We start from the raw sequence: 13,896 nt of genomic DNA on the forward strand, positions 1-13,896 counted from the left end.
TGTACACTGTAATTGACGAGCGAATACAACCTGCCTTCTTTTTTGTCTTTGACATCCCGCCTCCGCGCTCTTCAGGAGAAAAACGAGAGCTGTTTCCGATATTCGCGCGGCGACACCCCCTGACGACGCCGGAAACAGGTCGAGAAATTCAGCGCGTTTCCGCAACCGACCGCAGCGGCGATTTCCTTGATGGAACGGGTCTCATCCGCAAGCAGCTGCCGCGCACGATGGATTCGCAAATCGAGCAGATACTGCCGGGGCGTCGTATGGAAATAGTTGTGAAACAGCCGAACCAGATGGGTCGGAGAGCAGTTGCAGCGCTGTGCCATTTCCGACTGCGTCCAGGCATGTTCCGGGTGCTCCTCAAGCAAGGTGCGCAGCTCCGCCAGAGGCGACGGCAGAGCAACCGTGTCCGGCCGACCGCGAAGCAACTGCAGAATCTCGAAGCAGAGCAGCGAATTGCGGATGGAACCCGGATCAGGTGACTCGTCGGCCAGTTCTCCGATCTCCTGCAGAATTCGTTCCATGCTGTGGCCGTCCAGACCCGTCACGACATTCCGCTCCCCCAGACCGCTGCTCTCCAGAAACGGCTTCAACAGCGTCCCGGAGATCATCAACGAGATTTTCCGACACCCCCCATCCCCCGACAGAAATTCGCTTTCCAGCAACGGCTGCATCAGAAAAACCTCACCCGGCTCCAGCTCGCAGGCGCACTCCCGCTGCCGCACCAGCAGAGAACCGCTTTTCACATATTCGATCGACAGAAATGGAGCGTTGCGCCGCATATAATGCGCCTGCCGCAGCAACGCGACCTCGCAGATGCACTCGATCCGCAACTGATCCTCCCGCACCCCCGGGGACAAGTTTCGCATCCGATAGAAACGCCGGGAACGGTGGTGATAGAACTCCATCTCGTGATAATGATTCGGCGGCGGCAGCGGATTCCACCGGAACGGAGAAAGATCATTGAGTTGTTTCATAATGGTTGTTTTTCAAATGTTTTTTCTTTTTTTTCAAATATAAAAACATTTTTCAATATTGTTTTTAAATGTTCATTTCACTATACTATAAGAGAAAATAAAAATCAAGTTACAGTTTTGGAAGAGAGGCGGGAACATGGCGGAAATCACCTGGCAGGAAAAAGCATGGGACCGGATCTCCCGGGTGTTTTTTCATCCTGGAACCGGTCTGGTCTATGACTACATAACGGCAGACGACCCGGAGGAACGTTTTTTCCATCTCCCCTCCGTGGAGGAAATTTCGCTTTCGTTCCCGAATCCGTGCGGATGGAGCACCGGGATGGAGGACTGCGCGCTGAACGGCGGTTTTCTGCTCGACCTGCTGCGTCTCCGCGGCGAGACGGACACCGACTTTGCCCGGCTTGCGGCAGCAGGCCTGATTCGGTGCGGCAACGTTCACGGGAAACCCGGTTTTGTGGCCCGCGGTCTGAGTCCGTACGACGGACGCAGCTGCTACGGGAACTCCTCACGCGACCAGTTCACTCTGGCGACCTACGGCATGTGGCGGTTTCTGACGGGCTATCCGTCTCCGGATGCCGGTCTGAAACGCGACGGGGAAGCATTTCTCCGCTCGGTCGCGGAATACTGCCGGAGAACCGTCACGCCCTCCAACGCTTACAATCTGCTGCGTCTCGACGGGAAACCTGCCATCGTCTCGACCATGTGGCACTGCACACCTCATGAGGCGATGCGGCTGCCGATGATCTACGGAATCGCCGCTGACGTCACAGGAGAATCCTGCTACTGCGAATGGATGCGTCATTATGCCGCGGCCGGACTGGAGCAGACCCTGACGATGGATCCGGAAGCGGACTGGTGGGATATGCCGGTCATTCAAATGCAGCTCTCGTTGAACTTCTTCCGGGAAAGCGGCATCGCACCGGAACTCTATGAGGGAATCCGCGAGGCCATGCGCATGGCGGCGTCGATCGCCGAAACCCGCCTGATGCCGCTGCTGGAAGAGGCGGAAGCATTCGACGGCGACTGGGCAGCTCTGTATGACAACTGGAGATACCTGCCCATGAAAGCGACTCCGGAGACAATCGCTCCGGACGGCAGCTCCGCTCTGTTCGGCGGATTGAGCTATTTGAATCCGGTTTTCCGGGAAAGATATGCGCATCCGAACGCGATATTGCGCGGAATCGGCAACTATCTGGCCACCATTGCGCTCTGCAACGAACATCCATGCCCGGACGCCCTGACCGCCCGGGTGGACAAAATTCTCGGAAACATCGACATTTCCCGCTGCGCCGGAGTGGGAATTCTGCCGCTGCTCTACGGTTATACGTCAATTCTGTTCCATCAAACTCAACTGCAAGGAGAAAAAAAATGAATCGAACGGTCCATTCTGCTTTTCGACCAACCGGTTCCGTGCGCTGCTCCGTTTCCTCACTGCGGCTTCCGCCGGACGGCAGCGCTCCGACCCGGCCGGCGGATGAAAGATTCCGAAAGGGAAATCCCGCGGAGAAGATTGCGATTTTCCCGGTGTCGGCAGTTCGGCAGGACGCCGACCGGATGCGGGAGGTGGGAAAAAGTACCTCCCCCGTACGCTCCGCGCTCCGCAGTCCGGCGATGACCAGGGCCGATTTTACGCTCATCGAGCTGCTGGTCGTGATTGCGATCATCGCGATTCTGGCGGGGATGCTGCTTCCGGCGCTGAATCAGGCGCGGGAAAGAGCGCGGAGCACGAGCTGCCTCAACGGCCTCGGACAGATCATGAAAGCGCAGATTTTCTACAGCGACGACTCCCGGGGACTGATGGTTGGCCGATCGGATAACAAAATATTCGGCAGGGCGCTCTACAACAACCGTTATCTCTCCGATTGGAAGCTGTTGAGCTGCCCCTCGAATCCCAGTCCCGACGCCGCCCGTTCCGCGACCCTGGCGAGCGCGATATGGGAGACGCATACCTACGGGGCCTACCTGGGCAACGCCAGCACCGACAACTGGGATTACGCGATCCGCATCAAAAAGGATTTCGGAGATTTCCTGCTCACACCCGGCGGAGAAGACCCGACGCTTTACCGGACCAACTACTTTTACAGCACGGTTCGGAATCGCCGTCCCACGGAATTCATCATGCTGATTGACACGTTCAATCTGAGCAATCAGGCGCCGTTTTTCATCTATTCTCCGCGCGGAGATGTGGAACAGTCCCGTATCCATCTGATTCATAACAAACGCGCCAACGCCGCGTATATGGACGGGCACGCAGCCAGTTCCGGAGCCTCGGAGCTGGAGGCCTCGGCGATGGGCGTCACGCATTACTATCAATAAAAAACGAATAACCAGGAGAAGATGAAAATGAAATGGTATCGATGGCTTCTGGGAGCGATTTGTTCGATCGGGATCGGCGTCACGGCCGGTTCGCCGTTCGGGATGTGCGCCCATTTGAACCGGATGTCTCCGGAGGAGATGCGTCGCGAACTTGCGGCGATGGCAGACCGGGGTGTCCAGATGGTCCGGGTGGACCTCGATTGGTCGCAGGTGGAACCGCAGCCGGGCAAGTGGGATTTTTCACGATGGGACGCGCTGGTGGAAGAGGCGGGGAAACAGGGGGTCGCCGTTCTGGCGATTCTCGGCGGCGAGCTTCACAAACCGGTGCGGGCGCCTTACCGGAATCTCCCGGATTTCCTGAACTATGTGGAGAAGTGCGCCACCCGTTACCGGGGGAAGATTTTCGCCTATGAAGTGATCAACGAAGCGGATTGCGACCGCCCGTGGGGGGAGAAACCGAATCCGGAGCATTACGCGGAACTGCTCAAGCAGTGCCGGCAGACGATTCGGTCCGCCGATCCGGAGGCGAAAGTGCTCTTCTCCGGGGTTTCGTTCGTGCAGAACCCCTATGGATTTCTCGACCGGGCGTTTGCCGCGGGCGCCGGTGCCGCCTGCGATGGAGTCAATTTCCACCCCTATCAGTGGAAATACGTACCGGAAGCACAGCTGCTCCACAAGATCACCGAACTGCGCGAACTGATGAAAAAGCACAACCTGGATAAACCGGTCTGGGTCACGGAGATCGGCAACTCCTCCGGGGAACAGCCCGTCGCTTTCGTAAGGGAGGTCGTCGGCGCCGCGTTGAAAAAGCTGGAGATCGATCCGGCGTCACAGACGATCGGAATCATTCGCGACGACGAAAATTTCTGGTATGCCGACGGCATCCACATGCAGGTCGGCGAGATTCTGCCGGAGGCGAAAAAATTGCGCACGCTGAAATTCATTGAACTTCCCGCGCTCAAACCGGAGGCTTGTCCGGTGGTGATTCTGCCCGGAGTGGAGGGGTTTCCTGTGCGGCAGTTCGGTTTCGTCCGCGATTATGTCAAGCGGGGTGGGACGGTCGTGATTCCGGGCGGCATTCCGTTCTATTTCAATGTGGAAAAGCAGCCGGACGGCATGTTCACGAACGCCTGGCTCACCCGTCAGTGCCCCGGAGAACTGCATTTCGGCTGGGAGGCCTCCTGGACGCGGAACGGAGTTCCCGCGGAGACGCAGGAGGTCGTTCCGGGGGAAGAGTTCCCGGAGCTTTCGCCCCGGAAATTCTCCGCCGGGCGATTCCTGACCGCGGCGAACCTGAAAGGAAATGACCGGATGATTCCGATTTTTTACGGAGTCAAAGGAGAGTACAAGGCTCCGGTCGCCGCGCTCTACCGTTTCGACAGTGATCTCAAGGGGAATCTGGTGCTGATTCCGGGTGTCATGAACGAATGCTCCAGTGAGATTCAGCAGGCTTCGCTTCTGGTTCGCCAACATCTGCTGCTGCTCTCGGCAGGGGTCGAGGGGATCTGCTACTATCGTTTCCGGGCGGGAGAATGGAACCGGGGACGCGAAGCGAATTTCGGCATTCTGCACCGGGATTTCTCACCGAAACCGGCGGCTGGGGCCTTTCAGACCCTGACGCGGCTGTATCCGGAGGGATCGGGTCAGGTCGCGATTTCCGAACCCGCCGCCGGAGTCCGGACGGCGGTCTGGCAGCAGCCCGGAGGTCAACGGATCTATGCCGTCTGGTCGCTCTCGGGTGATCGCAGGATGAAATTTTCCGGAGAGGCCGTGCAGATCGAAGATCTCTGCGGCGAAGAGATGAAACTTTCAAACAATTTCTTTGAGGCCCGGACCGCGCCCGTGTATTTCCATGCCGCGCCGGGAACAACGTTGGAGTTTTCCGCAAGATGAAACGTTCGTTTGCCGCCGGGATACTCGCCGCGCTCGCGCTCTCGCTGACCGCGGCGGAATCCCCCTATGGAGTCTGCGCCCATTTGAACCGGATGCCGCAGGAGGAGATGCGCCGGGAACTCGCGGGAATCGCGGCGACCGGCATCGGCTTCGTCCGAACCGATCTGGACTGGGCACAGGTGGAGCCGCAGCCGGGCAAGTGGGATTTCTCACGCTGGGACGCCCTGGTCGGGGAAGCGGAAAAACAGGGAGTCTCCGTTCTGGCCATTCTCGGCGGGGAGTTGCCGGCCCACGGGAAACCTCCTTTCCGCAATATGGAACGCTGGCTCAACTATGTGGAACGGTGCGTCAGCCGCTACAAAGGGAGAATCGACTCCTACGAGGTGATCAACGAAGCCGACTGCGACCGGCCGTGGGGCGAAAAGCCGAATCCGGCCAACTACGCGCAACTGCTGCGCGAAACGTTCCGGACGATCCGGCGCATCGATCCGGATGCGCGGGTCCTGTTCAGCGGGATGTCCGATTTCGGCAATCCGATGGAATTTGTGGAGCAGGCATTCCGGGCCGGAGCGGTCGACTGTTTCGATGTGATGAATTTTCATCCCTACCAGTGGCGGAACGTACCGGAGTCGCAACTGCCGTTACGCATCCGGGATCTGCGGAATCTGATGAGAAAATACGGCATCGACAAACCGATCTGGATCACGGAAATCGGCGACTCCAGCGCGCCGGAACGGTTTCTCCTCGCCCGGGAAACGGTTCCCGCCGCACTGAAGTTGCTGGGATTTTCTCCGGAGCGGGACTGCATCGGCGTTCTTTCGGACACTCCGACACTCTACTGCACCGGCAGCATTGACGATTACCTCCCCGGCTGGAAACATCGGAAAGAGCTGTCGTTTCAGGATCTGGCGGTACTGGACGTTTCAAAGTGCCCGATTCTGGCGCTGCCGGGACGGGAGGGCTTTCCCGCCTCACAAATCGACGCGGTGGTCGAATACGTCCGGCGCGGCGGGACGCTCATTCTGCCGGGCGGACTCCCGTTCTACTTTGATTTCAGCGAATCGGAGGAAGAGGGTCTGTTCCGCACAGTCCAGATCGACGACGCTCTGCTGCCGAAACTCCATCTGGGCTGGGAGGCGTTCTGGGTGAAACCGGAAGTTCCCCGCACCACCACCGCGACGGAAGCGGGGGAGGCCTTCCCCTCGCTCACCCTGACCCACCGTCCCGGAATGCGGTTTCTGAACACGGAGAATCTGAAAGGAAACGATCGGATGATCCCGATCGCATTGGGAGTCAACGGCAGCTATCGCATGCCGGTAGCCGCACTCTTCCGACTGGACAGCGACCTGAAAGGGAACATCATCGCCGTGGTCGACTCCGCCGGAACCGACAGCTTCTCCGAGCTGGAGCAAACACAACGGCTGCCGCGTCAGCTGCTGCTGGCGTTTTCCGAGGATGTGGAAAAGGTGTTCTATTACCGCTTCCGGGCCGGAGAGTGGAACAACGGACGCGAAGCGCATTTCGGAATTCTCCACCGGGACTTCACCGACAAACCCGCCAGACTGGCCTACCGGAGCTTGATCCGGAATCTGCCGCCGGGCTCGACCAAGCCGGTCATCACCGGCGACGGGCGACTCCGTCAGGCTCGTTGGATTCGACCGGACGGACGGGCCGTGACGGCTCTCTGGACCGCGTTCGGCACGGGAAGCGAATGCCTCCGGGAGACCGCCGGCGAAGCGGAGACGCTCACCGGAGAAAAAATACCATCTGCGCGTCTGCCGGAGAAGCTCACGCCCTCCATTCTCTATCTGACGGGAGAAGCCGGGCAGGAGACCCGCTGATCCCCTCCCCGGAGTCGGGACGTCGTTTTTATTTCGACTTCCCGACCGGTTCGATCTCCCGGAGTCGCAGCGTCGGCGCTTCGCCCGGCGTGCCGTCTCCCGTGAGGAGCCCGCGGAAAATCGCGCGTTTACCCGGGGCGATCCCCATCTCCTCCGCGGGGGAATCCGGAATCGCAACGATCACCGGTTCGCTCTCCCCGTCCGGCGGAGCGAGCCGGATCTCCTCCCGGCCGTCGACCCGGTTGATGGCGGCGCAGATCGCGTCGATTTCGACAAGTTTGTTCTCAAACCGCTTTTCGAGCTGATCGAAGCCGACTTTCGACGGCCGGTCCGGCATGAGCGGCGAAGTCAGCGTCAAACCGATCCAGACCACGCCGCAAGCGAGCAGCGCCGATACCGCCCCGACTTTCAGCCAGGCGAAAAATCCCATCTGATGCGGGGCTTTCTTTTCGAGCATGCCGAGTGCAACGATGTTCGCGGTGCTGCCGATCATCGTGATGTTCCCGCCGATGCACGCTCCGAACAGCAGCGCCCACCAGAGCGGAAACGCCTTCACCGAGACCGAGAGCTGCTCGATCACCGGGCAGAACGCCGCCACGAAAATCACATTGTCCACAAACGCCGAACCGATCGCGCTCGTGACGAGGATGAACGGAATCAGAATCGCCGGGCTTCCGCCGCAGACCTGCGTGAAGTAGTCCGCCATCACCCGGTCGACGTGCGTATGCTCAAGCGTTCCGGCGATCGCAAAGAGCAGCATGAAGAAGAGCAGCGTCCACCAGTCCACCTCGCGCTCGACGTAATGGCGCGCCCGCTCCGGACGCAGAATCATGACCAGCCCCGCGCAGACCAGCGGAGCGATCAGCAGCACGCTGTTCCGACCGAGTCCGAGCAGCGTCTCAAGCTGATGGTGCGACGCGATCGCGAGAATCGTGAAGATCAGCAGCGCCAGCCCGCGCTTGTACGGCACCTCCACCACCGGCGCAAGCGACAGATTCCGGCTCAACCGCTCCTGCAGATTGATGTCGAACTGCCGCAGATCTTTCCGGTAGCAGTAGAGCAGAAACGCGATCGTCACTGCGAGCGCAAGCAGCATAAGCGGGAACGACCAGAGCATGAAATCACCGAACGTCAATCCCCCTTTCGTCCCGATGTAGATGCCGACCGGGTTGCCCATCATCGTCCCGGCTGAACCGACGTTCGTCGCGAGAACCGCGATCAGGATGTAAGGGGTCGGATTGAGTTTCAGTCGGTCGCACACCTGAAAGATCAGGGTCGAAATGAAGATGATCGAAGTCACCTCGTCCACCGCGCACGCGAGCAGAGCCGACGCGACCGCCGTCACTGCGATGAACTTCTTCCCCGAAATGTTCGGCATCGAGACGATCAGCTGCACGACCCACGTGAAGAATCCGAGGTCCCGCAGCGCTCCGACCACGATCATCATGCCGACCAGGAAAAGGATCACCTCCAGCGCCGAGGACTGCACGAACTGCGCCACCGAAAGCGAATTTGTGCAGATCAGAACCGCGAGCCCGAGAAACGCGATCGCCAGCCGGAAACTCCAGAAAAAGAGCGTCCCCATGATGATCGCGAGAAACACCCCCACCGCCGTCGCCTGATGCGCCTCAAACACGGTGATTCCTCCCGCGACCCCGACTCCGACACTGACCAGAAGCAGAATGGCGAAACGACTGAGCATCATTTTCGGCGACAACGCGGCGGAACTCTCTTCTCCATGCATGGCGGAACATCCTTTCCCTGTCTAAGTTGCCGGAAACTCCGGGGGGTTCGAGGTAATATAACCGCTGTTCGGACAAACGCAAGGCCGGAAAAAAGTTTTTTCTCATCCGCAAATTCTCCCCGCAGGAAATTTGCATTTTCAGGAAAGCGTGTTATAGTAACTCTTTCCACATCAAATCAGCGATGTGTTTTTCCAAACATAGGAGTCGAACGATCATGGAAAATCTGTATGAGGCGACCGTCGAACGGTACCGGAAGTATGTGATGCCCACCTACGCACCGAAGATTCTTTTCGTGCGAGGCGCCGGCGCGCGCCTCTGGGATGCCGACGGGCGCGAATATCTCGACTTCGCCACCGGAATTTCCGTATGCAACCTCGGGCATTGCCATCCGGGCGTCACCGCCGCGATTCAGAAGCAGGCGGCCACGCTCGTGCATGTCTCGAACCTCTATATGAACGAAGTCATGCCGCGTCTCGCCGAAAAGCTCATCAGCAACTGTTTCGACGGCGTGGTGTTCTTCGCGAACTCCGGCGCCGAAGCGAACGAGGGGATGTTCAAGTTTGCGCGTAAAATCGGCAACGCGACCGGACGCAACGAGATCATTTCGATGGACAATTCGTTCCACGGGCGGACGCTCGCGACACTCGCCGCGACCGGACGCGCCAAATACCGCAAGGGATTCGAGCCGGACACTCCCGGTTTCAAGCAGGTCCCGTTCAACGACATCGAAGCGTTGAAGAGCGCGATCACGGAGAAGACCTGTGCGGTCGTGCTCGAGCCTGTGCAGGGCGAAGGCGGCATCCTGCCCGCCGATCCGGAATACCTCAGGCAGGTTCGCGCGCTCTGCGACGAAAAAGGGATTCTGCTGCTCTTCGACGAAGTTCAGTGCGGCATGGGCCGGATTGGAACGAGATTTGCATGGCAGAGCTTCGGCGTCGAACCGGACGCGCTCTCGATGGCGAAAGCGATCGCGAACGGACTGCCGATGGGCGCGCTCATCGTGAAACGCAAGTACGCCGAAACGCTGACGCCCGGAACTCACGCGAGCACGTTCGGCGGGACGGCGCTCGTCTCCGCGGCCGCGCTCGCGGTACAGGAGGCGTTCGACCGCGAAAACGTGCTGGAGAACTGCCGGACTCAGGGGGAATACCTCCGCACGCGGCTCGCCGAAATCGGTAAAAAATATTCATTCGTGAAAGGAGTCCGCGGCATGGGACTCATGATCGGCGTCGTGCTCGATCGCGAAGCCGCGACGCTCGCCGGACTCTGCCTCAAACAGAATCTCGTGGTTCTGACCGCCGGGGAGACGGTCCTGCGGCTGCTGCCGCGGCTGAACCTCACCCGGGCCGAAGCCGACGAGGGGATCGCCCGCATCAGCGCCGCGCTCGAGGAGCTCAATACGCTCATACAGAAGGGATGAGAAGATGAAGAAAGATTTGCTGACCCTCCGGGACATCACCCGGGATGATTTGTCGAATATTTTTGAACTGGCCTCGAAACTGAAAGCCGAGCGCGGCAAGGTCGCGTTCACTCCGCTCGCGGGCAAGAGCATCGGGCTCATCTTCGCGAAGTCCTCGACCCGCACGCGCGTCTCGTTCGAGGTCGGAGTCGGCGAGCTCGGCGGACGGCCGCTCTATCTCGACCAGAGCAAGATGCAGATCGGCCGCGGCGAGACGGTCGCCGATACCGCGAAAGTGCTCAGCCGCTATCTGCACGGGATCGTGATCCGCACGTTCTCCCACGCGGGAGTCGAGGAGCTTGCGCGGGAAGCGACGATTCCGGTCATCAATGCGCTGACCGACGAGTACCATCCCTGCCAGATCCTCGCGGACCTGCTCACGATCAAGGAGTACTCCGGCCGCATCGACGGCTCGATCAAGATGGCGTTCTACGGCGACGCCCGCAGCAACATTGCGAACTCCCTGATCCTCGCGGCGCGGCTGACCGGCATGGAACTCGTGCTGTGCGCCCCTGCCGAAGAGCAGCCGGAAATCTCCCTCTATCAGGGATATTCGAACATCTCCTGGGAGCCGGACCCGATGAAAGCCGCGCGCGACGTGGACTACTTCTACACCGACGTCTGGGTCAGCATGGGCTTCGAGGAGGAGCGTGAACGGCGCATGAAGCTCTTCATTCCGTACCAGGTCAACGAGAAGCTCTTCACGGTCGCGAAACCCGACGCGAAATTCCTGCACTGCCTGCCCGCTCACCGCGGAGAGGAGGTCTCCGCCGGGGTCATGGACGACCCGAAACGGTCGATCGTCTTCGACGAAGCTGAAAACCGGCTCCACGTCCAGAAAGCGGTCATGAGTCTGCTGATGAAATAATTCCCGGGAGCGGCTCAGATGAGCCGCTCCTTTTTTGCCATTTTCCGGAGAGATCGATGTCACTCTTTGCAATTCTGGTTCTGGCTGTGAGCGTATCGATCGATGCGTTCGCGGTCTCGGTCGGCGGTGCACTCAGCGACCGCACGGGCCGCAAATGGCGCAACGCGTTGCATGCGGCGCTGTTTTTCGGCGGATTTCAGGTCATAATGCCGCTCATCGGTTATTTCGCCGCTACGCAGCTGGCCGGTCTGGTTGAGGTGCTCGACCACTGGCTCGCGTTCGTTCTGCTTGGAATCGTCGGCGGCAAGATGATTTACGAGGGTGTCAAGGGCGAATCCGGAGAGGCGGAGGCGGAGTCCGGAGACGGCGGCGAATGCGGCGCGGACTTCTTCGCGCTGAAAGCGCTTTTCATGCCGGCGGTGGCGACGAGCCTCGACGCGCTCGCGGTGGGGGCGGGACTCGCATTCGCGCGCAGCCCGATTCTGCTGCCGGCGGCGGCGATGGGGGTCGTGACGGCGGCGGCTTCGATCGTCGGCGTGCTGCTCGGGCGGAAACTCGGCAAACTTGCGGGCGAGCGCGTCATGCTTATGATCGGCGGTACGGCGATCGTGCTCATCGGACTCAAGATCCTGCTCGAACACCTGACCGCCGCCTGACTGAACGACCGATGCAAAACGCGCCGCCTCCGGATTCCCGGAGCGGCGCGGCAGTGATTTCCATCGGTACGATGCGGATTATTTCGCGGCAGCCTCGCGCAGGCGGCGCAGCGACTCCTCTTTCCCGAGAATCGCCATGATCTCGGCGGGACCGCCGGGAGTGACGGCGAGGCCGGAGACGCCGATCCGGATCGCCCACATCGGCTGGCCGATTTTCACCCCGAGCGTTTCCGCATAACGGGTCATGATCGCGTTGAGCGCCTCGACGTTCCAGTCGGTCTCGGCGAGCGCCTCGAATTCCGGGATCAGTGCGGCAAACGCAGCCTTTGCGGTCTCGGGATTCGACTTGCTCTTCTTGTTGCAGAAGAGTTCGGAGGTGTATTCCGGCTGCTCACGCAGGAAGCCGATCTTCTCCGGAATCTCGGTGAGGCGGCCGACACGCTGCTGAAGCAGCGACGCGATGAGCGGCCACTTCGATTCCAGTTCTGTTCCCGCGACGCCGGAGAACGGCAGAGAGACGCGCGCGAACTCCGCGGGGGAGAGCGCTTTCAGATATTCTCCATTCATCCAGGTCAGCTTGTCGTAGTCGAAAACGGCCGAAGATTTGTTGAGACCGCGCACGTTGAAAATCTCCTCAAGCTCGGAGAGCGGGAAGATCTCGCGGTCGTTCTTCGGCGACCAGCCGAGCAGCGCGATGTAGTTCACGATGGCGGCGGGGAGGTATCCGTCCGCGACGAGCCCCTCGAAGCTCACGGAACCGTGCCGCTTCGAGAGTTTCGAGACATTGCCGTCGGCGTCGCGCCCCATGATGAGCGGCAGATGGACATATTCGGGGATCTCCCAGCCGAAAGCGCGGTAGAGCAGATTGTACTTCGGCGTACTGGAAAGGTATTCGCAGCCGCGCACGACATGGGTGATGCCCATGGTATGATCGTCGATGACATTCGCGAAGTTGTAGGTGGGCATTCCGTCGCGTTTGATGAGGATCTGGTCGTCGAGCACCTTGTTCTCGATGGTGATCTCGCCGAAGACCGCGTCATGATAGGTGGAGACCCCCTCCTTGTCGATCTTCTGACGGATGACATAGGGTTTTCCAGTGGCGAGATTCGCCTTGACGACTTCGGGGTCGAGGTTGCGGCAGTGGCCGTCATAACCGGAGGAGACCGAGCCCTCCGCGTCGGCGGGATCGGCGGGCTCGTGTTTGTCGCAGAAGCAGTAGTAGGCGGCGCCTTTCTTCACGAGCTCCTCGGCATACGGGAGGTAAAGATGTTTGCGTTCGCTCTGGACGTAGGGGCCGTAATCGCCGCCGACATCGGGGCCCTCATCATGGGAGATTCCGGCGGCGGCGAGGGTTTTGTAGATGACGTCGACGGCGCCGTCAACGTAACGGGCCTGATCGGTATCCTCGATGCGGAGGATGAACTTCCCTTTCTGCGAACGGGCGAGCAGAAAGGCGTAGAGGGCAGTTCGGAGGTTGCCGACGTGCATGAATCCGGTCGGACTTGGAGCGAATCTGGTTCTGACGGTTTGATCGGACATAATGGATTTCCCGGGTTAATTTTTACGATGTTCGATTCTCATTAATGTACAGCCGGGAGCGTGTGAATGCAACCGATTCCGGCCGGGAACGGGGCAACTCCGCGCAAAAAACGAAATTTTTCCGCAAACGGGGTTGACATTCGCCGGAATCCGGCTATATTAAAAGACATCACGAGAGATGCGTCTCCATCGTCTAGTGGCCTAGGACACCGGGTTCTCATCCCGGCAACATGGGTTCGACTCCCATTGGAGATGCCATTTTTATTTTCCCCTCAAGTATTTTCGCGCGAATACGTTTTTTTTGGCCTCTTCTCCGTTTTGAGCCATAAATCAAAGCTCTTTCTGAGATTGAATAGAGGGCAGCGGAAAGATCTTCAATTTGAGATAAAATAGGCTCGAAAACCATATGCCTGGCGAATGCGGTTGACCCCATGGACAACTTGACTTGGTGTAAAATGCCCGTTAAATTAACCTGAAAAGGGAGGGCATTTTTATGAAAAATCGTATGACTCCAAATTTAAAGATAATGTCCCAAATTTTGTGATGGGACGTGTTGTTTGACAGAGGTGCATCTGCCCTTTATTTTGAGTTTGCTCAAA

Annotated in this window: 10 protein-coding genes and 1 tRNA gene; 8 read left to right on the plus strand and 3 right to left on the minus strand. The window is 59.3% G+C overall.

The genetic code is table 11. The features are described from left to right. Positions 1 to 71 precede the first annotated feature (71 nt). Positions 72 to 980, minus strand: coding sequence for an AraC family transcriptional regulator (locus tag Q0J85_RS08325; protein WP_294480250.1), 909 nt, complete (start codon positions 978 to 980; stop codon positions 72 to 74). Between the two features lie 136 nt (positions 981 to 1,116). On the opposite strand from Q0J85_RS08325, the gene Q0J85_RS08330 reads away from it, so the two are divergent. From Q0J85_RS08330 to Q0J85_RS08345, 4 genes are read left to right on the plus strand one after another with little or no spacing between them, the layout of a single operon-like run. Next, positions 1,117 to 2,352, plus strand: a complete 1,236-nt coding sequence (locus Q0J85_RS08330; protein WP_294480252.1) for a hypothetical protein — start codon at positions 1,117 to 1,119, stop codon at positions 2,350 to 2,352. Continuing rightward, positions 2,349 to 3,296, plus strand: coding sequence for a type II secretion system protein (locus tag Q0J85_RS08335; protein WP_294480255.1), 948 nt, complete (start codon positions 2,349 to 2,351; stop codon positions 3,294 to 3,296). The genes Q0J85_RS08330 and Q0J85_RS08335 overlap by 4 nt, the downstream gene beginning before the upstream one ends. Before the next feature lie 27 nt (positions 3,297 to 3,323). Then, the gene (locus Q0J85_RS08340; RefSeq protein WP_294480257.1) at positions 3,324 to 5,189 is read left to right on the plus strand and encodes a beta-galactosidase; all 1,866 of its coding nucleotides are present in this window, start codon (positions 3,324 to 3,326) and stop codon (positions 5,187 to 5,189) included. Continuing rightward, positions 5,186 to 7,030 carry a beta-galactosidase gene (locus Q0J85_RS08345; RefSeq protein WP_294480261.1) on the plus strand — a complete coding sequence of 615 codons (1,845 nt, stop codon included), beginning with the start codon at positions 5,186 to 5,188 and terminating at the stop codon, positions 7,028 to 7,030. The genes Q0J85_RS08340 and Q0J85_RS08345 overlap by 4 nt, the downstream gene beginning before the upstream one ends. 28 nt (positions 7,031 to 7,058) lie before the next feature. Here the strand turns inward: Q0J85_RS08345 and Q0J85_RS08350 are convergent, their stop codons facing one another. Then, positions 7,059 to 8,774: an SLC13 family permease gene (locus tag Q0J85_RS08350; protein WP_294480262.1), complete on the minus strand. Its 1,716-nt coding sequence runs from the start codon at positions 8,772 to 8,774 to the stop codon at positions 7,059 to 7,061. Between the two features lie 215 nt (positions 8,775 to 8,989). Between Q0J85_RS08350 and Q0J85_RS08355 the strand changes: the two genes are divergently transcribed. From Q0J85_RS08355 to Q0J85_RS08365, 3 genes are read left to right on the plus strand one after another with little or no spacing between them, the layout of a single operon-like run. Next, positions 8,990 to 10,195, plus strand: coding sequence for an aspartate aminotransferase family protein (locus Q0J85_RS08355; RefSeq protein ID WP_294480264.1), 1,206 nt, complete (start codon positions 8,990 to 8,992; stop codon positions 10,193 to 10,195). A gap of 4 nt (positions 10,196 to 10,199) precedes the next feature. Further along, positions 10,200 to 11,102 carry an ornithine carbamoyltransferase gene (gene argF, locus Q0J85_RS08360; protein ID WP_294480266.1) on the plus strand — a complete coding sequence of 301 codons (903 nt, stop codon included), beginning with the start codon at positions 10,200 to 10,202 and terminating at the stop codon, positions 11,100 to 11,102. A gap of 56 nt (positions 11,103 to 11,158) precedes the next feature. Then, entirely contained in the window at positions 11,159 to 11,758 is a 600-nt protein-coding gene (locus tag Q0J85_RS08365) for a manganese efflux pump MntP family protein (RefSeq protein WP_294480268.1), read from the plus strand. A gap of 78 nt (positions 11,759 to 11,836) precedes the next feature. On the opposite strand, the gene gltX is transcribed toward Q0J85_RS08365, so the two are convergent. Continuing rightward, positions 11,837 to 13,297: a glutamate--tRNA ligase gene (gene gltX, locus Q0J85_RS08370; RefSeq protein ID WP_294480270.1), complete on the minus strand. Its 1,461-nt coding sequence runs from the start codon at positions 13,295 to 13,297 to the stop codon at positions 11,837 to 11,839. A gap of 182 nt (positions 13,298 to 13,479) precedes the next feature. On the opposite strand from gltX, the gene Q0J85_RS08375 reads away from it, so the two are divergent. Continuing rightward, positions 13,480 to 13,555, plus strand: a tRNA-Glu gene (locus Q0J85_RS08375). Positions 13,556 to 13,896: the final 341 nt, after the last annotated feature.

Source organism: uncultured Victivallis sp. (assembly GCA_944389935.1).
In the GTDB taxonomy this organism is placed as follows: domain Bacteria; phylum Verrucomicrobiota; class Lentisphaeria; order Victivallales; family Victivallaceae; genus Victivallis.

Excerpts from the sequence above, each read along its gene's own strand:
- Q0J85_RS08325 (WP_294480250.1), bottom strand. The coding sequence starts at position 980 with ATGAAACAACTCAATGATCTTTCTCCGTTCCGGTGGAATCCGCTGCCG.
- Q0J85_RS08330 (WP_294480252.1), top strand. The coding sequence starts at position 1,117 with ATGGCGGAAATCACCTGGCAGGAAAAAGCATGGGACCGGATCTCCCGG.
- Q0J85_RS08335 (WP_294480255.1), top strand. The coding sequence starts at position 2,349 with ATGAATCGAACGGTCCATTCTGCTTTTCGACCAACCGGTTCCGTGCGC.
- Q0J85_RS08340 (WP_294480257.1), top strand. The coding sequence starts at position 3,324 with ATGAAATGGTATCGATGGCTTCTGGGAGCGATTTGTTCGATCGGGATC.
- Q0J85_RS08345 (WP_294480261.1), top strand. The coding sequence starts at position 5,186 with ATGAAACGTTCGTTTGCCGCCGGGATACTCGCCGCGCTCGCGCTCTCG.
- Q0J85_RS08350 (WP_294480262.1), bottom strand. The coding sequence starts at position 8,774 with ATGCATGGAGAAGAGAGTTCCGCCGCGTTGTCGCCGAAAATGATGCTC.
- Q0J85_RS08355 (WP_294480264.1), top strand. The coding sequence starts at position 8,990 with ATGGAAAATCTGTATGAGGCGACCGTCGAACGGTACCGGAAGTATGTG.
- argF (WP_294480266.1), top strand. The coding sequence starts at position 10,200 with ATGAAGAAAGATTTGCTGACCCTCCGGGACATCACCCGGGATGATTTG.
- Q0J85_RS08365 (WP_294480268.1), top strand. The coding sequence starts at position 11,159 with ATGTCACTCTTTGCAATTCTGGTTCTGGCTGTGAGCGTATCGATCGAT.
- gltX (WP_294480270.1), bottom strand. The coding sequence starts at position 13,297 with ATGTCCGATCAAACCGTCAGAACCAGATTCGCTCCAAGTCCGACCGGA.